Annotated in this window: 19 protein-coding genes; 10 read left to right on the forward strand and 9 right to left on the reverse strand. The window is 63.9% G+C overall.

Annotated elements, in window-relative coordinates; translation table 11 throughout:
• The first annotated feature begins 49 nt into the window (after positions 1-49).
• The 3 genes from purF (at position 50) to AC3WN8_RS12275 (ending at position 2,741) form a co-directional block, all read left to right on the forward strand.
• On the forward strand, positions 50-1,519 hold the full coding sequence (gene purF, locus AC3WN8_RS12265) for an amidophosphoribosyltransferase (protein ID WP_492669708.1): 1,470 nt from the start codon (positions 50-52) through the stop codon (positions 1,517-1,519).
• 94 nt (positions 1,520-1,613) lie between these two features.
• Positions 1,614-2,339, forward strand: coding sequence for an SDR family NAD(P)-dependent oxidoreductase (locus AC3WN8_RS12270; RefSeq protein ID WP_492669709.1), 726 nt, complete (start codon positions 1,614-1,616; stop codon positions 2,337-2,339).
• 69 nt (positions 2,340-2,408) lie between these two features.
• Positions 2,409-2,741, forward strand: coding sequence for a PilZ domain-containing protein (locus AC3WN8_RS12275; RefSeq protein WP_492669710.1), 333 nt, complete (start codon positions 2,409-2,411; stop codon positions 2,739-2,741).
• A 6-nt stretch (positions 2,742-2,747) separates the two neighbouring features.
• On the opposite strand, the gene AC3WN8_RS12280 is transcribed toward AC3WN8_RS12275, so the two are convergent.
• The 3 genes from AC3WN8_RS12280 to AC3WN8_RS12290 are packed head-to-tail and all read right to left on the reverse strand — an operon-like array spanning position 2,748 to position 6,609.
• Positions 2,748-3,929, reverse strand: a complete 1,182-nt coding sequence (locus tag AC3WN8_RS12280; RefSeq protein WP_492669711.1) for a serine hydrolase domain-containing protein — start codon at positions 3,927-3,929, stop codon at positions 2,748-2,750.
• Between the two features lie 16 nt (positions 3,930-3,945).
• Complete coding sequence (locus AC3WN8_RS12285) at positions 3,946-5,196, reverse strand: class I SAM-dependent methyltransferase (RefSeq protein ID WP_492669712.1); 1,251 nt, start codon at positions 5,194-5,196, stop codon at positions 3,946-3,948.
• 57 nt (positions 5,197-5,253) lie between these two features.
• On the reverse strand, positions 5,254-6,609 hold the full coding sequence (locus AC3WN8_RS12290) for a cryptochrome/photolyase family protein (protein WP_492669713.1): 1,356 nt from the start codon (positions 6,607-6,609) through the stop codon (positions 5,254-5,256).
• Positions 6,610-6,685: 76 nt separating this feature from the next.
• On the opposite strand from AC3WN8_RS12290, the gene AC3WN8_RS12295 reads away from it, so the two are divergent.
• Positions 6,686-6,910 carry a hypothetical protein gene (locus AC3WN8_RS12295; RefSeq protein WP_492669714.1) on the forward strand — a complete coding sequence of 75 codons (225 nt, stop codon included), beginning with the start codon at positions 6,686-6,688 and terminating at the stop codon, positions 6,908-6,910.
• Positions 6,911-6,922: 12 nt separating this feature from the next.
• Here the strand turns inward: AC3WN8_RS12295 and AC3WN8_RS12300 are convergent, their stop codons facing one another.
• From AC3WN8_RS12300 to AC3WN8_RS12310, 3 genes are all read right to left on the reverse strand, one after another.
• Positions 6,923-7,951, reverse strand: a complete 1,029-nt coding sequence (locus AC3WN8_RS12300) for a 2-oxoacid:ferredoxin oxidoreductase subunit beta (RefSeq protein WP_492669715.1) — start codon at positions 7,949-7,951, stop codon at positions 6,923-6,925.
• Positions 7,952-7,973: 22 nt separating this feature from the next.
• Complete coding sequence (locus AC3WN8_RS12305) at positions 7,974-9,848, reverse strand: 2-oxoacid:acceptor oxidoreductase subunit alpha (protein ID WP_492669716.1); 1,875 nt, start codon at positions 9,846-9,848, stop codon at positions 7,974-7,976.
• Between the two features lie 134 nt (positions 9,849-9,982).
• A complete protein-coding gene (locus tag AC3WN8_RS12310) occupies positions 9,983-10,885 on the reverse strand; it encodes a histone deacetylase family protein (protein WP_492669717.1) in 903 nt (300 codons plus the stop codon).
• A gap of 54 nt (positions 10,886-10,939) precedes the next feature.
• On the opposite strand from AC3WN8_RS12310, the gene AC3WN8_RS12315 reads away from it, so the two are divergent.
• Both AC3WN8_RS12315 and AC3WN8_RS12320 read left to right on the forward strand, forming a co-directional pair.
• Complete coding sequence (locus tag AC3WN8_RS12315) at positions 10,940-11,926, forward strand: alpha/beta hydrolase (RefSeq protein WP_492669718.1); 987 nt, start codon at positions 10,940-10,942, stop codon at positions 11,924-11,926.
• A 365-nt stretch (positions 11,927-12,291) separates the two neighbouring features.
• Positions 12,292-14,520: a CHASE2 domain-containing protein gene (locus AC3WN8_RS12320; RefSeq protein WP_492669719.1), complete on the forward strand. Its 2,229-nt coding sequence runs from the start codon at positions 12,292-12,294 to the stop codon at positions 14,518-14,520.
• Here AC3WN8_RS12320 and AC3WN8_RS12325 read toward each other — a convergent pair.
• Positions 14,510-15,391: a FecR family protein gene (locus tag AC3WN8_RS12325; RefSeq protein WP_492669720.1), complete on the reverse strand. Its 882-nt coding sequence runs from the start codon at positions 15,389-15,391 to the stop codon at positions 14,510-14,512. The genes AC3WN8_RS12320 and AC3WN8_RS12325 overlap by 11 nt on opposite strands.
• A 2-nt stretch (positions 15,392-15,393) precedes the next feature.
• Positions 15,394-15,747 carry a hypothetical protein gene (locus tag AC3WN8_RS12330; RefSeq protein ID WP_492669721.1) on the reverse strand — a complete coding sequence of 118 codons (354 nt, stop codon included), beginning with the start codon at positions 15,745-15,747 and terminating at the stop codon, positions 15,394-15,396.
• A 270-nt stretch (positions 15,748-16,017) separates the two neighbouring features.
• Between AC3WN8_RS12330 and AC3WN8_RS12335 the strand changes: the two genes are divergently transcribed.
• From AC3WN8_RS12335 to tuf, 4 genes are all read left to right on the forward strand, one after another.
• Positions 16,018-16,503, forward strand: a complete 486-nt coding sequence (locus AC3WN8_RS12335) for an RNA pyrophosphohydrolase (protein WP_492669817.1) — start codon at positions 16,018-16,020, stop codon at positions 16,501-16,503.
• Between the two features lie 85 nt (positions 16,504-16,588).
• The gene (locus AC3WN8_RS12340; protein WP_492669818.1) at positions 16,589-18,079 is read left to right on the forward strand and encodes a PAS domain-containing protein; all 1,491 of its coding nucleotides are present in this window, start codon (positions 16,589-16,591) and stop codon (positions 18,077-18,079) included.
• Positions 18,080-18,349: 270 nt separating this feature from the next.
• Complete coding sequence (locus AC3WN8_RS12345) at positions 18,350-18,508, forward strand: hypothetical protein (protein WP_492669722.1); 159 nt, start codon at positions 18,350-18,352, stop codon at positions 18,506-18,508.
• 207 nt (positions 18,509-18,715) lie between these two features.
• Entirely contained in the window at positions 18,716-19,903 is a 1,188-nt protein-coding gene (gene tuf / locus AC3WN8_RS12350; RefSeq protein WP_492669723.1) for an elongation factor Tu, read from the forward strand.
• 102 nt (positions 19,904-20,005) lie between these two features.
• On the opposite strand, the gene AC3WN8_RS12355 is transcribed toward tuf, so the two are convergent.
• Positions 20,006-20,410 carry a response regulator gene (locus AC3WN8_RS12355; protein ID WP_492669724.1) on the reverse strand — a complete coding sequence of 135 codons (405 nt, stop codon included), beginning with the start codon at positions 20,408-20,410 and terminating at the stop codon, positions 20,006-20,008.
• Positions 20,411-20,504: the final 94 nt, after the last annotated feature.

Raw genomic sequence — 20,504 nt, forward strand, 5'->3', positions numbered from 1 at the left:
AGGTTCGCCACCCTATATGCGCTCGACCATTCATCGCGCAGGCGAATCGATGCTCACAACGAATCCCTTCGAAGGCCCGGAAGACGGCGACACGCTCCGCGAGGAATGCGGCATATTCGGCATCGCCGGTGCCGAGACCGCGTCGGCGATGGCCGCGCTCGGTCTCCACGCGCTCCAGCATCGCGGCCAGGAAGCCGCGGGCATCACCAGTTTCGATGGCGATCAGTTCCACACTCATCGCGCAATGGGCCATGTCGCGGGCAATTTCGACCGCGACGAAGTGATTCGCGGCCTGCCCGGCCACAATGCCTGCGGCCATGTCCGCTATTCCACCACTGGCGAAACCGCGCTGCGCAACGTCCAGCCGCTCTATGCCGACCTCGCCTCGGGCGGTTTTGCCGTGGCGCATAACGGCAATATCTCGAACGCGATGAAGCTCAAGCGCGACCTGGTCCGCCGCGGCTCGATCTTCCAGTCGACCTCCGACACCGAAGTGATCATCCATCTGGTCGCGACTTCGACCTATCGGACATTGCTCGACAAGTTCATCGACGCGCTGCGCCATATCGAAGGCGCCTATTCGCTGATCTGCATGACGCCGGAGGGCATGATCGCCTGCCGCGATCCGCTGGGCATCCGCCCGCTCGTCATGGGCAAGCTGGGCACCTCGATCATCTTCGCGTCGGAAACCGTCGCGCTCGACGTGGTCGGCGCCGACTATATCCGCAGCATCGAGCCGGGCGAGTTGGTGCTGGTACGCGACGGTGAGATCGAGTCGGTCCACCCCTTCGGCAAGCGCGCCGCGCGTCCCTGCATCTTCGAGCATGTCTATTTCTCGCGGCCCGATTCGATCGTCGACGGTTCGTCGGTCTATTCGGTGCGCAAGGCGATCGGCGCGCAGCTCGCGATCGAAGCACCGGTCGATGCCGATCTGGTCATCCCCGTCCCCGATTCGGGCGTTCCCGCCGCGATCGGCTATGCCCAGCAATCGGGCATTCCGTTCGAGCTCGGCATCATCCGCTCGCACTATGTCGGCCGCACCTTCATCCAGCCGGGCGACAAGGTCCGCCATCTCGGCGTCAAGCTGAAGCACAATGCGAATCGCGCGCTGATCAGCGGCCAGCGCGTCGTGCTGATCGACGATTCGATCGTGCGCGGCACCACCAGCCTCAAGATCGTCCAGATGATGCGCGATGCCGGTGCCAAGGAAATCCATATGCGCATCGCCAGCCCACCGACCCGGCACAGCTGCTTCTACGGCGTCGATACGCCCGAGCGCGCCAAGCTGCTCGCGGCCCAGCTCGACGTGCCGGGAATGACCGACTTCATCCATGCCGACAGCCTGGCCTTCGTCTCGATCGACGGTCTCTATCGCGCATTGGGTGAGGCGCAGCGCGCCGATATCGGGCCGCAATATTGCGACGCCTGCTTCACCGGCGACTATCCCACGACGCTGACCGACCAGGACGATCTCGCGCCCGAGGATCAGTTCTCGCTGCTCGCCGAACGGGTCAACTGACGGCGCTTGCGCCGTCACCCCGAACTTGTTTCAGGGTCCAATTCTCCACCCGCTCGATGCTCGTGACGGCCATGGATGCTGAAACGAGTTAAGCATGACGATTATGGATGACGATATGTCCGATCTCACCGGAAAGCTCGCTCTGGTCACCGGTGCCAGCCGCGGCATCGGCGCCGCGACCGCAGAGGCTCTGGCCGCGCGCGGCGCGCATGTCGTGCTGACCGCGCGCACCGCCGACGCGCTGGAAGCCGTGGAGGAACGCATCCACGCCGCGGGCGGCAATGCCACCATCGCACCGCTCGACCTGACCGACGGCGACAGCATCGCGCGGCTGGCTACCGCGATCTCGGGCCGCTGGAATGCGCTCGACATGCTGGTCATCAATGCCGCCATGCTCGGCTCGCTCGGCCCGGTGACGACGATCGATGCCAAGGAATTCAACAAGCTGCTGACGCTCAACCTGCTCGCGTCGCAGGCCCTGCTCGCCAATTTCGATCCGCTGCTCAAGCGCAGCACGGCGGGCCGCGTGATCGCGGTCACGTCGAGCGTCGGCCGCACCCCGCGCGCCTTCTGGGGCGCCTATGGTGCGTCCAAGGCGGCATTGGACACGCTGGTCACCGCCTACGCCGAGGAAGTGAAGAACCTGTCGCCGATTCGCGTCGCGATCATCGATCCGGGCGCCACCGCAACTGCGATGCGCGCCCAAGCCTTTCCAGGTGAGGATCCCACGACGGTCAAGTCGCCGGAGGTCGTCGCGCAACGGATCGCAGCGCTTGCGGACGAGGATTTCGAGACCGGATTGTGGGAAAGAATTAACTGACTTTCTCAATCTGATCACAGGGCCCGCGTGCGATCCTCCCCGATCTGTCAAGCAAGGGGGAGGCTTGCGATGATCTCGAATTCCAACCCTGTCGGTCCATATGCATTGGCCGCGCAGGAAGATCGCTGCGCACCGCGGGTCAAAATCAGGATTCCGTCGATGTTGCGCCCATCGGGATCGAGCGCCGTCCCGGTCATCGTGAACAATCTCTCGATCTCGGGCTTCGCCTGCGAGACGTTCAACGGCCTTCGTCCGGGCACGCTTTGCTGGCTGACCCTTCCGGGACTCGGCAGTCAGCAGGCGGAAGTGGTCTGGAGCAGAGGGGCGACGATCGGCTGCGCCTTCGCCAACCTGCTCAATCAGGCCGTGCTCGACCTGATCCTGTCCCGCCACCGGGGCTGATATCCGCTATCTGGCTGCCGCTGCCGCGACAGTCCGGACGAACGCCATCCGCGCGGCGCCGAGCGTCAGATCGGTCGCCTTGGGCCAGGCGCTCGACATCGCGACCACCAGCTTGCGCGCCGGGTCCATGTAGATGAGCTGGCCGAAAATCCCCTGCGCCTGGAAACTGCCGTCCTCATTGGTCCACCATTGATAGCCATAGCCCGATCCGGGCCGGCCGGTATCCGCCTGCGCGCGCGTTGCAGCAGCGAACCAGCCCCCGGGCACGACACGCTTGCCGCCCGCCATGCCGTCGCCCAGCACGAACTGGCCGATCCGCGCATAGTCGCGCAACGAGACCGAGATACAGCAACCGCCGATATCCTGGCCGCCCGCATCGATCATCCAGAACAGGTCGCGTTCCATGCCGAAGGGTTTCCAGATCTTCTCTTCGGCATATCGGGCGAGCGTCTTTCCCGTCGCCCTGGTGACGAGCACGCCGATCAGGTTGGTCTCGCCCGTCTTGTAGACCCATTTGCTGCCCGGCGCGGCCTCGCGCGGCAAGGTGCGCAGATAGGCCACCGTCGCATCCTCGCCCGGTCCGGGGGGCACCTTGTACATCGAAGCGACATCGGAATTGGGATCGGTATAATCCTCGTTCCAGCGTACGCCCGATGTCATCGTCAATATCTGGCGCACGGTGACGCCGTCATAGCCGCTCCCGGCCAGTTCCGGGATGTAGCGCGTCACCGGATCTTCGATCGACTTGATATGGCCGTCCTGCACCGCGGCGCCGACAAGCGTGGAGGTGAGCGACTTGGCGACCGAAAAGCTGGTGTAGCGGCCGGCACCCGAATAGCCGCGCGCATAGCGCTCCAGCCGCACCTTGCCGTCCTGGACGACGATCAGTCCCGCGACATTGTTCGCCGCCATATAGGCGCCGGCGGGATCGCCAGGACCCAGATCGAGCGGCTTGCCGTTTGGCAAGGGATAGGGTCTGTCCGAATGCCGCGCGACATCGCCGGGGAACAGCTTTTCCATATGCGGAAAACGATCGTCACGTTCGGCCTGGCTCCAGAACAGGATTTCCGCACCCGCCTGCCGCAATCGCCCGGCATTCTCCGCGGTCACCTGCACCGGTGCATCGGCGCGCAGGGCGGTTCCGGCAAGCAAAGCCACCGGCAGGATCAGGCCGAAGCAAATCTTCATACCGCCCCCTCGTGCGTTATTGCGCCTTGATCAGCGTCACTTGGGCCACGTCGATCCCGCCTCCGCGGAATCCACCCTCACAATACATCAGATAATATCGCCACAATCCTATGAAATTACTGTCGAATTTACCCGGAAGTCGACCGGACTCGACGACCGCATCGAACCGTTCGCGCCAGCGACGGAGCGTCTCGGCATAATGCAGGCCGAAACCGCTGCGATCGCGCCATTCAAAGCCCGTCCGTTCGGCAAGGCCCCGGAAGACGCGCTCCGACAGCAGCAGCCCGCCGGGAAAGACGTAGCGCTGGATGAAATCGACGCTGGCGGCATAGGCATCGAAAATCTCGTCGGCGATCATGATATACTGGATCGCCGCACGTCCACCGGGCTTCAGCAGCCGATGGATCGCCGCAAGATAGTCGCTCCAATATTCACGCCCCACCGCCTCGACCATCTCGACGCTGGCCAGCCCGTCATACTGGCCGCGGGCATCGCGATAGTCGACCAGTTCGAACCGTGCATGGCGCGTCAGCCCCCCCGCCGCGATCCGCTCATCGGCAAAGGCCTTCTGGCTGGGCGACAGGGTGATGCCGGTGACGTCGAGGCCGTGATCGCGCGCGGCCACCTCGGCCAGCCCGCCCCAGCCCGATCCGATCTCGAACAGCCTCTCCCCCGACTTCAGATCCAGCCGGCCCAGCAGCGCTTCGATCTTGCGGGTCTGCGCGATTTCGAGCGGTTCGTCCGCGCCGACCGGTTCGGCGAAGATTGCGCTCGAATAGGTCATCGTAGAATCGAGCCACAAGCTATAGAAATCATTGCCGAGATCATAGTGAAATTCGATGTTGCGGCGCGCACCGCGGCGATGATTGCGCCGCAGCATATGGCCGATCCGTTTCGCGAACCGGGACAGTCCCTGCGCGCGCCCGACTTCGCCAAGCGGTACGCGATTGCGCATGAACAGATCGAACAGCGGAACCGGATCGGGGCTGGCCCATTCGCCGCGCTGCCACGCCTCATACCAGCCGACGGATCCCGAACGCACCAGCCGCAGCAGCGCCGTCCAGCGTTTCAGCTCGACGACCGCCACAGGCCCCGGCGCCCGACCACCCAGATGCCTGTAGCTGCCGTCGGGCAGCGAGACTTCAATCGTACCGGCTTCCAGTCCCTGGTCGATCCGATCGAGCATGCGATGGTAGAGAGGCGCGGCCAGACGGCTCGCGACCGTCGTCGCGGCATTGCCGCCATCCCATTGCTGCGCCCCATCCATTGGTCGCAACTTTACCGCGATGAAGGGGCAATTCAATCGCCCAGCATATCGCGCCCTTCAGCCGCGTATCTTCGCGGCCGCGGCCAGGGCGCGCTCCCGCCCCTCGCGATGGCCGACGATCTTTGCCGGATAATCCGCCGGAAGCGTCCGGGCCGATTCGGGGTCATGGATCGCATCGTCGTCCAGTCCGCGCAGCTCGGGCACCCATTCCCGGATATAGTCGCCCGCATCGAATTTCCCGGACTGGACGAGCGGCGCCATGATCCGGCCGAACATGTTGGAATCGGTGCCCGTCCCCGCCACCCATTGCCAGTTGACCGCATTGTTGCCGAAATCGGCGTCGACCAGCGTATCCCAGAACCAGCGCTCACCCCGCCGCCAATCGATCAGCAGGTGCTTGACCAGGAAGGAGGCCGCGATCATCCGCACCCGATTGTGCATCCAGCCCGTCGTCCAGAGCTGGCGCATCCCCGCATCGACGATCGGATAGCCGGTGCGTCCCCGCGCCCAGGCCGCGAAATCGGCGTCAGCGCCCTTCCCCGTCCGCCATTGCAGGCGATCGAAGGCCTGCCGGCCATTGCGTTCGGCATAGTCGGGGCTCGCTGCGATCACGCCGGCGGAGAAGTCGCGCCAGGCAAGTTCGCGCAGGAATCCGGCACGGCGCGCCAGGCGGTGCCAGACGGTGGCCGGAGAGATTTCACCGAAATGGAGGTGCGGCGACAGCCGTGACGTCCCCTCGACCGCCGGCAGATCGCGCCTTTGCAGATAATCGCCCGCCTCGTCGATGAAGCCATCCAAGGCCTTGTTCGCGCCATCCTCACCGGGCGACCAATCCATAAAGCCGCCGGCCCAGTTGGGACCCGCCGGCAATAGCTTCCACGTCTCCAGCGAGTCGCTATCCGGCCATATGCCGGGGCCCTCGACAGTCCCGGGCGCCGGTTGCGGCGCGGGCGGCGGCATACGCTCGCCAAGCGCCTTCCAGAAGGCGGAAAAGACCTTGTAGCGCCCGCCTGTTCCGGTCGCGATGCTGTCGGGCGGCGCCAGCTGATTGCCGTCATGAAGGCTAACATCGAGCCTGTCCGAGAGCGTGGCCTGCGCCGCGATCCACCATGGCTCGTAATGCCGTATCGCGTGCACCCGGTCGGCGCCGGCTTCCTGCGCGACGCGCGCGATCTCCGTCGCCGCATCGCCGCGACGCAGGATCAGCCGCAGCCCGATATCGCGCAGGCTGCGATCGAGCGCCTTGAGACTGTGATGGAGCCACCAGCGCTGCGCACCGCCCATCCGCCAATCGCCCGGACCGACATCGTCGAGCACATAGACAGGAATCACCGCCCCGTCCGCGGCGGCGGCGGACAAGGCCGCCTGATCCGAGAGCCGGAGATCCTGCCTGAACCAGACGATGCTCGTCACGTGCCCTCCTCCTCGTTCGATCGACCCGAAACCGTAACGATGTTAAAAGCGAAGCGGTTTCATTGGGGGAAATGGGATGTCGTACCGCACACGCACGATCGCCGCTGTCGTGCTGATCGAACTGCTGCTCGCCGGATTCTATCTGTACATCGCGGGCATGCCCGGCAACACGCCCGACGCCGCGGCGGAACGCGGCCGGATCATCGGCACAGTCATGGGCGTGATCGCCGGGATTTCACCGATCCTCTATCTGATGGCGAGCCGGAACGATCGGAAAAAGGACGCGAAGACCGGGGATTGACCGCCGAGCACGTCAGATGACGTGCGGTTCCTTCTCCACCTGCCAGGTCTGGCCCTTGCTGACCAGTTTCTGCAGGTCGGCCACCTTGCCCTTTGCGGCTTCGGCATTCTGCGCGGCGACGGCGCGCTCGAAGGTCGGCCGCGGATGATCGTAGATCACGCCCAATGCCACGGGGAAGCCGTGCTCGACGGTCATCTCGACCAGCATCTGCGCCAGCCCCTTGTTGGTCTGGTCGTGGACGATCACCCCGGCCGCCTGCCAGTCGCCATCGACGACGTCGACCACGCTCAGCCGCAGCGCCTCGCGATCGAGCGTCAGCCCCTTGGTGCCGCCCGAGAACAGCATCGGTTCGCCCTGCGTCAGCCAGATCTGGTTGGCCGGCGCGTTGGCCTTGTCGGTGAATGCGGCGAAGACGTCGTCATTATAGACGATGCAATTCTGGAAGATCTCGACGAAGCTGGCGCCCGTGTGCGCATGCGCCGCTTTCAGCACCTGAGGCAGGTTCTTGTGCGTGTCGATCGCCCGCGCCACGAACCGCGCGCCCGATCCGATCGCGAAGCCGCAGGGGCTCGCCGGACGATCCACCGAGCCAAAGGGCGTTGACGGGCTGCGTGTGCCGATGCGGCTCGTCGGAGAATATTGGCCTTTTGTAAGGCCATAGATCTCGTTGTTGAAAAGCAGAATCTGGCAGTCGAGGTTGCGGCGCAGCAGATGCATGGTGTGGTTGCCGCCGATCGAGAGCGCGTCCCCGTCACCGGTGATGATCCAGACGTCGAGTTCCGGATTGGCGAGCTTCACCCCCGTCGCGATCGCCGGCGCGCGTCCGTGGATCGTGTGGAAGCCATAGGTCTCCATATAATAGGGAAAGCGGCTCGAGCAGCCGATGCCCGAGATGAACACCGTATTCTCCGGCCTGACGCCCAGTTCGGGCATCGTCCGCTGCACCGCCTTCAGGATCGCGTAATCGCCGCAACCCGGGCACCAGCGCACCTCCTGGTCGGTCTCGAAATCCTTGATGGTGAGTTTGGTCATCTCGTTCATGGCAGATCCTCTGTCGGCTGGCTCAGCCGAGCGCACTTTCGATTGCCGCTTCGATTTCGGCGATGCGGAACGGTTGGCCGGACACTTTGTTGAGCGGCCGGGCATCGACCAGATATTGATCGCGCAACACCGTCTTGAGCTGCCCCGTGTTCATTTCCGGCACAAGAATCTTGTCATAACTCTTTAGAAGATCACCAAGATTACGCGGCAACGGCCAGATATGACGAATATGGATATGATGCACGTCATGGCCGCGGGCGCGCATGCGCCGCACCGCCTGATGGATCGGGCCAAAGGTCGACCCCCAGCCGACAATGGCAAGCCTGCCGCTGGTCTCGCCCAGCGTGACCTCCTGCTCGGGAATATGGTCGGCGATGCCCAGCACCTTGTCCTGCCGGATATCGGTCATCGTCTGGTGGTTGGCGGCCTCGTAATTGATATGGCCAGTATCCACCTGCTTCTCGATGCCGCCGATGCGATGCATCATTCCCGGTGTACCCGGCTTGATCCACGGGCGCTTGAGCTTCTCGTCGCGGCTATAGGGCAGCAGCTTGCCGTCGGGCGCTTCATCCTGGAAAGCGACGGGGAACGGCGCATAGCCGCTCATATCGGGCACTTTCCACGGTTCGGCCGCATTGGCGATATAGCCGTCGGTCAGCAGCATCACCGGCGTCATGAACTGCGTGGCCAGCCGCACCGCCTCGATCGCGCAATCGAACGCGTCGGCCGGGCTGCGCGCGGCGATCACGGGCATCGGCGCATCGCCGTTGCGGCCATAGACCGCCTGGTACAGGTCCGACTGCTCGGTCTTGGTCGGCAGGCCCGTCGACGGACCGCCGCGCTGCGAATTGACGATCACCAGCGGCAACTCGGTCATGATCGCGAGCCCGATCGCCTCACCCTTGAGCGCAATGCCCGGCCCAGACGACGACGTGACGCCGAGCGATCCGGCATAGGATGCACCGATCGCACTTGCGATCGCCGCGATCTCGTCCTCCGCCTGGAAAGTCGTGACGTCATATTCCTTGAGCCGCGACAGATGATGGAGGATCGCCGAGGCCGGCGTGATCGGATAGCCACCGAAGAACATCGGCAGTCCGGCGAGCTGCGTGCCGGCGACCAGCCCCAGCGAGATCGATTCCGCGCCCGTCACGGTACGGTAAAGCCCGGGTGCGACGGGAGCAGGCGCAATGAAATGCTGCTGCATCGGCCCGGAAAGCTCGGCGGTCTCGCCATAGGCATGACCGGCATTCAGAGCGGCGACGTTCGCTTCCGCCAATGTCGGCGCCTTGGCGAATTTGGTGTTGAGCCAGTCTACGATGGGCTTGCGATCGCGCCCGAACATCCACAGCGCCAGCCCCAGCGTCCACATGTTCTTGCAGCGCAGCGCCTCCTTGTTGCCGAGCCCGAAGGGCTTCACGGCTTCCAGGGTGAGCTGCGAGATATTGAGCTTCATCAATTGCCAGCGCGCCAGCGAACCATCGTCGAGCGGGTTTGCCTCATAGGCGGCCTTGGCCAGATTGCGCGCACCGAACTCGCCTTCATCGGCGATGATCAGCCCGCCCTCCTTGAGCGCACCGACATTGGTCTTGAGCGCGGCCGGGTTCATCGCGATCAGCACGTCGGGCGCATCGCCCGCCGTATCGACCTCGGTCGATCCGAAATTGATCTGAAAGGCGGAAACGCCGAACAACGTGCCCTGCGGCGCGCGGATCTCGGCGGGGAAATCCGGGAAAGTGGCAAGATCGTTGCCCGCAAGCGCGGTGGAGAGCGTGAACTGACCGCCGGTCAGCTGCATCCCGTCTCCGCTATCTCCCGCGAAACGTACAACGACGGCTTCGGGGACTGGATGGGAGGCGGCCTCACGCGGGGTCACCTCATGTGCGGCGGATGCCATATCTACGAACGTCCTGCTTATTCTTATTGAGCTTCGTCGACCGTTCTAGGCCCCTCACCGCATTGTCGCAAAGTAGAAATAATGGCGGCGCGGGCAATCAGGGCTTCGCGGGAGGCGAAGCCGGGGGTCCGACGTCACGAAGTCGACAGAATTCCGGCCATCGCGACCATCGTCGCGGCATGCCGGCGGGCGATCGCCATCCGGTCGGTGCCATAGCCGCCACCCAATGCGCTGGCGACCGGAATGGCGCGGCGTTGCGCCTGTTCCGCCACGAAACGATCGCGCGCCGCCAGCCCCGCGTCGCTGAGCGCGAGCCGCCCCAGCCGATCCTCGGCATGCGGATCGACGCCCGCCTGATAGAGGATCAGGTCGGGCGCGAAATCCGCGACCAGCGGCGGCAGATACCGCGCCAGCGCCTCGAGATAGGCATCGTCGCCGGTTCCGTCCGCCAGCCCGACATCGACCGTCGAACGCGCCTTCCGCACCGGGAAATTCTTCTCGGCATGAACGGAAAATGTCGCGAATTCAGGGCGTCCTGCCAGAAGTGACGCCGTGCCGTCACCCTGATGCACATCACAGTCGACGATCAGGATGCGCTGCGCGTCACCCTCGGCGACCAGCCGGTTGGCGGCGATCGCCAGATCATTGAACACGCAATAGCCGGCCCCGGTATCGTGGAGCGCATGATGGCTGCCCCCCGCGGCATTGGCGGCATAGCCATGTGTCAGCGCAAGCCTGGCCGCCTGCCAGGTTCCGCCGGGCGTCATCTGCGCGCGCCGCGCCACCCGCTCGGTCACCGGAAAGCCGATCCGTCGCGCCTTCGCGGCGGGCACCCGCAGTTCGACAACCTCGGCCACATAGTCCGGATCATGCACCGCGGCGATCTGCGAAAGCGGCATCGGTTCGGGCAGATGGATGCGATGCGCGACGCCGCTTTCGACGATGGCATCCATCACCAGCCCGTATTTGTCCCATGGAAACAGGCTGCCGGGCGGCGCGGGGGTCATATAATCGGGGTGATGGACGACATGAAGCACTGTGCCTAACTAGGGCGCGCCGCCCCTGCGGCCAATGAGCAAAGGAGAATCGCGTTGTCCGCAGCTTCAGACACTCCCTTTGTCCGCCCGGACACCCGCGCATTCCTCGATTTCCTCAACAATGTTCCCGGTCCCAAGACCCATGAACTGCCGCCCGAGACCGCGCGCGAAATGACGCGGGCGATGCGCGACGTCACCGACGCGCCCGTCGGAGACCTCGCGCTGATCCGCGACCTGTCGATTCCCGGCCCCGCCGGCCCGATTCCCGCGCGCCTGTTCGACGCGCGCGCCAGCCGCGAACCGGGGCCGGCGCTGGTCTATTTCCACGGCGGCGGCTTCGTGATCGGCGATCTCCACACGCATGAACCCTTTTGCGCGGAAGCCGCCCGATTGCTCGATATCCCCGTGATCGCGGTCGATTATCGGCTGGCGCCCGAGAATCCCTGGCCGGCCGCCCCCGATGATTGCGAAGCGGCGGCGCGCTGGGTGGCGGGAAATCCGGGCGAACTGGGCCGGGTCGCGACCGGCCTGATCCTTGCCGGCGACAGCGCGGGCGGCAATCTCACCATCGTCACCGCGATGGCACTGCGCGACGCGCCCGCGGCAATTCCGGTGATCGCCCAATTCCCGATCTATCCCGTCGTGGACGAAGTCGCCAAATACGAGTCGTTCGCGCAGTTCGGTGACGGCTTCCTGCTGACCAGGGACAGCATGGCCTGGTTCACCAACGCCTATGCCGCAACCGCCGGCCATGCCCGCACCGATCCGCTGCTCCACAGCCAGGCCGGCATGCCGCCGACGCTGGTGCTCACCGCCAGCCTCGATCCACTGCGCGATCAGGGCCGCGCCTATGCCGGCGCGCTTGCCGCGGCGGGCGTGCCCGTCACTTTCCGCGAAGCCGTCGGCAACATCCATGGCTTCGTCAACCTGGCCAAGGTCATCCCTTCGACCAGAGGCGACATCGCCGGCGCACTTGCGGTGCTCAAGGACATCGTCGTCGAGGCGGAAGCAAACCGGGTCATGGCGCAGGCGGCGGGGTGAGATCGGATTGCCGTTGGTACAGGCAAAACTGATGTATCTCCGGGCGTGTCACCCTGAGCGGCCTCCATCCTATCGACTTCATATGCGAAGCTGGACTAGACCAAGATCACTTCAGATTGGATCAATCTGAAGTGTGAAACGCAGTTCGGCGAAGCCAATCTTGGTCTCAACCATCTGAATAGAGCCTGATTGGCTTCGCCGAACTGCGTTTCACGCCATCGGCGGAAGCGCGAAGCGCTTCCACCTCAAGCGATCAGGCTCTAGCCTGAACGGGCTTGCCCTGTTGTCGACCGACAACAGGTAAAGAGACGGGTCAGGAGCAGGATGGTTTGGGACGGGCGCCAAATGTGCTGATGCGATGGCACATGTCGTTGCGGCGCAGCGGCTGGCCGGTTTTGGCCGGACTCGTCGTCACGGCGCTTGCCCTCGCACTCAATTTCATTGGCGTTCCTGCCGTTGAGCGTGCCGGAATGCTCCTGTTCGACAGCTTCCAGAAGGCGGCGCCGCGCGAACGGCAGGACGCGCCGGTCCGGATCGTGGACATCGACGAGGAATCCATCCGCCGCCTGGGCCAATGGCCCTGGCCGCGATCCGATCTGGCCCGGTTGAACGACGTCATTGCCGATGCCGGCGCGTCCGCCATCGTATATGATATCGTATTCTCGGAGCCGGACCGGACATCGCCGCATCTCATCGCCAGGCAAATGCGCGATGCGGGCAGCAGCCGGGTCCTCGCCGAGGCAATTGACGCATTGCCCGACCATGACGCGCAACTGGCGCACAGCTTTGCGCGCACGCCGGTGGTCGCAGGATATTTCCTGCTCAACGATCGCGATGGCGGTATCAGCGAGCCAAAGGCAGGCTTTGCGATTGCGGGAACGCCGCCGGACAAGGCCGTGCCATATTTTCGACGCGCCACCGAACCCCTTCCCGCGTTGATGGCCGCCGCTCGCGGCGCGGGCTTCGTCAGCCTGGCCGCCGACAGCGACGGCGTCGTCCGCCAGATACCGCTGGTCGCGAACTCGAAAAAGGGCCTGGTGCCGTCACTGACGCTCGAGGCTTTGCGCGTCGCACAGGGGGCGGAATCGATCCAGGTGCGAACAAGTGACGCGAGCGGCGAAGCGGGCCGTGCGGCCGGACAGGTGACGGCAATCAAGGTGGGCGAATTTGAAGCGCCGACGACGGCATCAGGCAGCTTATGGATGCATTTTACCGGGCCGAACGATGCCGTCGCGAGCATTCCCGCCTGGCGTTTGATCTCCGGCGACCTGTCGGGCGATGCACTGCGAAACGAATTGCAAGGCCGCATCATACTCGTCGGAACGGGGGCCGCCGGCCTGCGCGACCTGGTCTCCACGCCGGTGAGAGAGAGAGAATTGGGCGTCGCCGTCCATGCTCAGGCGATAGAGCAGATTATTCTGGGCCAGTTCCTCCAGCGCCCGGACTGGGCGACGGGAGCGGAACGGTCACTCATCCTCCTGCTGGGCGTGAGTTTGGCGTTCTTCCTGCCGGCTTTGGGATCAGTTCTGGGAGCGGCCATCGCGTTCGTGGCTGCCGGCGCCACGATGGCCGCGAGTTGGCTGCTGTTTACCCGCCAAGGCTATTTGTTCGATCCGACATGGCCCATGCTGGTCACCGCCGCCGTATATGTCGTCCAGACGGCTATCATTTTCTATCGGGAAGAGCGCCGCCGGGCCTATATCCACAGCGCCTTCGACCGCTATCTGTCCCCGGAGATGGTCCGCCGGATTGCCGAGGATCCCGACAAGCTGGAACTGGGTGGCGAAGAGCGCGATATGACCGTCCTGTTTTGCGATATACGCGGTTTTACGCGTATTTCGGAGGGATTGGGACCGCGCCAGATCATTGCCTTGCTGATCGCTTTCCTGACGCCGATGTGCGATTTGCTGCTCGCGCGGAAAGCGACCGTCGACAAGTTCATGGGCGACGCAATTCTGGCGTTCTGGAATGCACCGCTCGACGATCCCGAGCATCATGTGAATGCCGCGCGCGCAGCCCTGTCGATGATTGAAGGATTGCAGGCGCTCAACATGCGGGCGCCCGCTATCGAGGGCGCGCGCTGGCCTGATGACCTGAAGATCGGCATCGGCCTGAATTCGGGCGCCTGTTGTGTCGGCAATATGGGATCGTCGCAGCGGCTGAGCTATTCGCTGCTGGGCGATGCGGTCAATCTGGCCTCACGGATCGAGGGGCTGACGAAGGAATATGGCGTCACCATTGCACTGGGCGAAGATCTTGCCGAACATCTGCCGGGCTTCGCGCTGATCGAACTGGATCTGGTGCGCGTGGTCGGGCGCGATCGGCCCGTCCGGGTATTCGCCTTGCTGGGCGATGAGCTTTTGGCTCAAAATTCGGCTTTCCGGGATTTTGCCGTTGAACACTGCGCAATGCTCACGGCCTATCGCGCGCAGCAATGGGCGGTGGCCGGGAACAGCTTGTCGGCGCTCAAGGCACAGGCCGAGCACTTCGGCTTGCGCCGGTTATACATGATTTATCGGCAACGTATCGAAATCCTGTCATCCAACCCGCCAGGCGCCGGCTGGGACGGTGTTGCTCAGGCGGCTAGCAAGTAGGTGTTTTCCGATTGTCCTGCGGCGAATGCGGCGGGCAGTTGGTGCGATCGCGGCCCAGCAGGGCCGGAACGGCCACAAGCGCGCCGGCAGCCAGCAACCCTTTCCAGAGACCGCTCTCTTTGTATTTCGCGGGGAATATTTCCCGTTCGACCTTGACCAGCCCCTTGGGCGAGATGACGAAAGGCCCGATCGGCATCGCGCCCGCGCGCGGGACATAGCTTGCCTGCATCGGCTGGGTCAGATCGACGCTGCCCGCAGAGGACGAAACGCTCACAAAGCCGGGCGTCAGGCCGCCCTCGCTGTGCACACCCGGGCCGCGCAACACAACCAGCGTCGCGTTTGCAGCATCGCTGGACAAGGCCTTGAAGTTCGGCACCTCATCGGCAGCAATCTGCAAGGCGGCCTTTCCAACCACGCCTTCGACGATTGTTCCCCGGATGCCAATTGTCGCAACAGGCGAACTGATGCTGCTGGCGCCGTTGGCGCCTGCATTGGGCCGGCCCGACATGAATCGGAAAGCCCCTTTGGCCACGGTTGCGCCTATGCTGCGCCCGCGTGCCGGATCGTACACGAAACGATCTATCCGGATGCGGGCATTGGCGCCGATCGAAAAGGTGGCCCGGTCCAGCAAGAGCATTTGCAGCTGGCTGCCCTTGCCGGTCTGGACCAGATCACCCAGCAGGACACGCTGACGCAGCACCATCTTCGCAGCTTTTGTCACACGATTGTTGGTGTAGCGAACATCGCCCAGGATTGCCGATGCGATGCCTATGGCGTCCGTTGCCGATTGCGCGTGCACCATGCCGCCGAAACTTGCGAGCGATACTGCAACAGTCAGAGCCAATTTTGCCGGGCGAGGAAGTGATCCCATGCTCAGTCTGAATTCTTCGCGCCGCAGATCGTCATCATCTCCTGCCAGTCGGCTCGCGGATAATCCTTCCTTTTCAGCTGGGCGATATGGACTGCCGCGCCTGCCAGGTCATCGAGCCGGCACAAGAGAGTCGCATGCATCAGCCGCGCCTCCTTGTTTTTGGGTTTCGCGAACAGCACGCTTTCTATGATCGACAATGCAGGAAGCAGATTACCCGCCTGTGCCTCCTGCCTGGCCAATGCAAGGCCGGCAGCCGGGGTCGCAACAACCAGCCGGTCAAGCTGCTCGGGCGTTTCCGCAACCGCTGGAAAGGCCAGAAGCGCTGCCCCCACCACCGACAGGCAACGAAGCCACATGGGAAGTCCCCTCCCAAATCCCCGAGCCGGGCAAAAGCATCGGCTGCCAGCAGCACATCATGCCGGTTGGGTAGTGTCAAGTTGATCGACGCGGCAGAGTTCGGCGCCGGCGGCGGCGATTTCTGAAAATGGAGCCATGGCCGTTGTACGTCCCAGGGTGATATTGGAGAAATGCCTGCTTCTCCAATCGGCCCAGGACCAATCGACATTTGCTCGCGAAAGCCGGAATGACGGAAGTAAGACTGTAGAATGGACAGCAATCACATGCAGATCATCGACCCCACGTCCCTGCCCTATCGCCCCTGTGCAGGCGTCATGCTCCTCAACCGCGACGGCAAGGTGTTCGTCGGCCAGCGCATCGATAACAGCCTGGAGGCCTGGCAGATGCCACAGGGTGGGATCGACGAAGGTGAAGATGCAGAAGCGGCGGCAATCCGCGAGGTCGGCGAGGAAACCGGTATCGCGCCCGATCTGGTCGAGATCATCGCGCGATCGGCTGAGGATCTGTTCTACGATCTACCCCCCGACCTGATCGGCAAGGTGTGGAAAGGCCGGTATCGCGGGCAGCGCCAGGCCTGGTTCCTCATGCGCTTCCTCGGCGAGGATGCGGATATCGACATCGCGACGGAGCATCCCGAATTCCGCGCCTGGAAATGGGCCGATCCGGATGATCTGCCGATACTGATCGTGCCCTTCAAGCGCGCGTTGTATGAAGCGGTGGTCGCGCTGTTCGCGCCGCATCTCAAGGCCCTCTGATCCCATCTGTGCGGCGGAACCGTTGTGATGGATCGGCGGTTGTGTCATCCGAGCGTCCTGGCCGCAATTTTCGAAAGGCGGAATCATCGCCGACTTCAACGAAGCCCATCGCGACGCCCTGTTCGTCGAATATGACGTTCTGGATACGGCGCCCGAAGCGGCGTTCGACGATATCGTCCGTTTTGCCGGCGCATTGTGCGAGACCCCGATCGCCCTGATCAGCCTGGTCGAAGGCGATCGGCAATGGTTCAAGGCAAAGGCCGGTCTCGAAGCCGATCAGACATCGCGGGAAATGTCCTTCTGCAAACACGCCATGCTCGGCCCCGGGATCATGATCATTCCCGATGCGGCCGAGGATCCGCGTTTCGCGGCGAATGCGCTCGTCACGGGCGATCCGCATATCCGCTTCTATGCCGGCGCGCCGCTGACCTCGCCCGAAGGCGTGCCGCTCGGATCGCTCTGCGTGATCGATCGCGTACCGCGTGCCGGCCTGACGCCGCTTCAGGCACAGGGCCTGACCGTCCTCGCCGCACAGGTCATGAACCTGCTGGAGGCGCGCCGCCATCTTCGCGCGCTGGAGCGCTATGACGCCATTCTCGCCGAAAGCGTCGAGAAATTCCGCATCCTCGCCGACACCATGCCGCAGATGGTCTGGTCCACCCTGCCCGACGGCTATCACGATTATTACAACAAGCGCTGGTACGACTTCACCGGCATGCCGGAGGGATCGACCGACGGCGAATCCTGGAACGACATGTTCCATCCCGACGATCAGGCGCGCGCGTGGGAGCGCTGGCGCCATTCGCTCGCCACCGGCGAACCCTATGAGATCGAATATCGGCTGCGCCATCGCAGCGGCGAATATCGCTGGACGCTGGGCCGGGCGATCGCGATGCGCGACGCGAGCGGGCGGATCACGCGCTGGTTCGGCACCTGCACCGATATCCATGACCACAAGAAGACGCTGGAGGAACGCGAACTCGTCGCGCATGAGCTGAGCCACCGGATCAAGAATATCTTCGCGGTCATTGCCGGGCTGATCGCGCTGTCCGCGCGCAATCGGCCGGAGATCAAGCCGCTTGCCGACGATCTGCGCAACCGCGTGATCGCGCTTGGCCGGGCGCATGATTTCGTGCGGCCGCACAGCGAAGCGTCGCGCTCGGATCTCGGCCAGGCCAGCCTTCACGGCATGCTCGGCCAGCTCTTCGCGCCCTATGGCGGGCGGGAGGGACGGATCGTGATCGCCGGAGACGACACCGATATCGACGACCGCGCGGCGACGCCGCTCGCCCTGCTGTTCCACGAGTTGGCGACCAATGCCGCGAAATATGGCGGCCTATCCACGCCGGACGGCAGCATCCGGATCGAGATTGCGACGAACGACACGCAATGCGCGATCCACTGGCAGGAAAATGGCGGCCCGCCGATCGAACAAACACCCGAGCTGAACGGCTTCGGATCGCGCCTTGTCCAGCTCAGCGTGGTGACGCAACTCAAGGGCGCGATCGAGAAGCAGTGGCAACCCCATGGCCTGGAGGCCCGGATCAGCATCCCCCTCGAATCGCTCCATCGATAAAATGACGTGAAGCGCGCCCTGAGCGGGAATGGAGGGCAGCAATGTCGTCAGCATCCGACCCCGTCCGCGCGCAAACTTGCAATTACGCCTGACCGATGATAGCGGCTGCGCCACTATTCGAAGGAAAGACTCGTGACGGGCGTAGAATTCAACATGGCAGCGATCGATGCGACGGCGACAGCCGGCGTAGACTCGCTAGAATCCATCCTGATCTGACCCGTCTCTTGTTTTCGGGAGGCGTCGGCCTCCCCACGCGTTGCAAGACCCTGGATGGCCACCGCCCTCCAGGGTTTTTATTGTGCGCATGCTTTGCTTGCGCTGAACTTGCGAAGGAGCAGGGCGATGACGCTTTTGCCGATGACCAATGCTGCCCTGAACGCGCGCGCCACGCGGCTGCGCGCCGATGCCGCATGGCATTTTGAAACCTGATTTTCCGGGCAATTTCCGCCCGGGTCCGCTGACGGACATCCGGGCACCGAGTTTCCAAGGCTCGCCGGGTTCCGCCCGGCGGGCCTTTTGCTTTTCGGGGCGCCGTTCGGCGGTGCCCCATCACCGAATTGGCGCGCCAATGCCAATGGCCGTTCGGCCCGGTCTGGCCAACCGGGTTCGAACGGCGCCTTAACGTGAGTGAAGACGATGAATAACAAGATCCATGTGAATGTCGGCACGATCGGCCATGTCGATCACGGCAAGACCACGCTGACCTCCGCGATCACGCGGGTTCAGGCGGCGCGGCTCGGCGGAAAGGCCCTGTCGTTCGACCAGATCGACAAGGCCCCCGAAGAGAAGGCACGCGGCATCACCATCAACACCAGCCATGTCGAATATGAATCGGAGAGCCGCCATTACGCGCACATCGACTGCCCGGGGCACGCCGATTATGTGAAGAACATGATCACCGGTGCCTCGCAGATGGACGGGGCGATCCTGCTGGTCGACGCCACCAAGGGTGCCGCGAAGCAGACTATCGAGCATATCCTGCTCGCGCGGCAGGTGAATGTCCGCCACATCGTCGTGTTCGTGAACAAGATGGACATGATCGATGCGGGCGACCGCGACGATATGATGGCGCTGATCCAGCTCGAAACCAGCGAGTTGCTGGCTTCGCAAGGCTATCGGGACTCGCCGTTCATCTTCGGCAGCGCCCTGCGCGCGACCGAGGCGGTGGAGCGCGGCGAAACCGACGGCCCCGACGCGGCTGCGATCGTCGAACTGGTGCAGGCACTGGACACGCATATCCCGGACCCGGTCCGCGATTTTGACGGCCCGTTCCTGATGCCGATCGAAGGCGTGCACACCATTCCCGGCCGCGGCACGGTCGTGTCGGGCCGGGTCGAGCGCGGCACGCTCAAGGTCGGCGACGGCGTGGAGATCGTCGGTCTCGACAATGGTGGCGCAGAGGTGATCGTGACCGGCACCCAGGCCTTTCGGAAGGATATTCCGGAGGCACGGGCCGGCATGAATGTGGGGCTGCTGCTCCGCGGCCTCAAGCGCGACGATGTCGAGCGCGGTCAGGTGCTGAGCGCACCCGGCGCGATCAAGGCACGCAGCACCGGCAGGGCGCAGATCTTCGTCCTGACCGGCGAGGAAGGCGGCCGTCACACGCCGTTTGCGAGCGGATACCGCCCGCAATTCTTCTTCGGCGTGACCGATGTGACCGGTGTGGTCGAAATCGACGGCGGCGCTTCGGTGTCGCCGGGCGGCCAGGCCGAGATCGGCTTCATGCTGAACAAGCCGGTCGGAATCGAGCCGGGCGTGCGCTTCGCCATCCGTGAAGGCGGGAAGACCGTCGGCGCGGGCGTGGTGACCCGGGTCGACGACTGAAAGCGTAGACGGCAATACGCTCCCGGCCCCGGGGCATGACCCCGGGGCCGGGCATTTTTACGCAACCATTACAAATCGCAGGAAAGGCGCTTCAGCTGCCCCTCAGTTGAGCTGAAAAAGCTTCAGTTCGCGCGGCGGGTTCACCGCGTCCTTCGCATCATTCGCCGTCAGGAATGCGACGGTGGCGCAGATCGACGCGTCCGAAAAGGGCTTGCACATCACGCCCATCGTGCCCTCGATGCCGTCGCCGAGTTGCGCCGGATTGGCGGTCACGAAGATCACCTTGACGCCATGCTCCATCGCGAGCGCACGACCGATCGACGGCCCGGTCTGGCCATCGCGCAAATTGACGTCGACCAAAGCGAAGTCGACATCCTCCGCCATGCGAAGCGCGGTGACGCGATCCGCAGCGATCCCGACAACATCGATCCCGATCTCCATCAGGGCGCTTTCGAGATCCAGTGCCACCAGGATTTCATCTTCGACAATGAGCGCTCTTACGGTCATCTTGATCTATGTTTAGTTGATCCCATAGCCGCACAATGCGTGAGCGCCCGGTTGGTTTCCAGATTTTTTCGCTTTTATGACCGACGATGTCAGA

It is taken from the genome of Sphingobium sp. FW305-3-2-15-F-TSA7 (genome assembly GCF_058787155.1).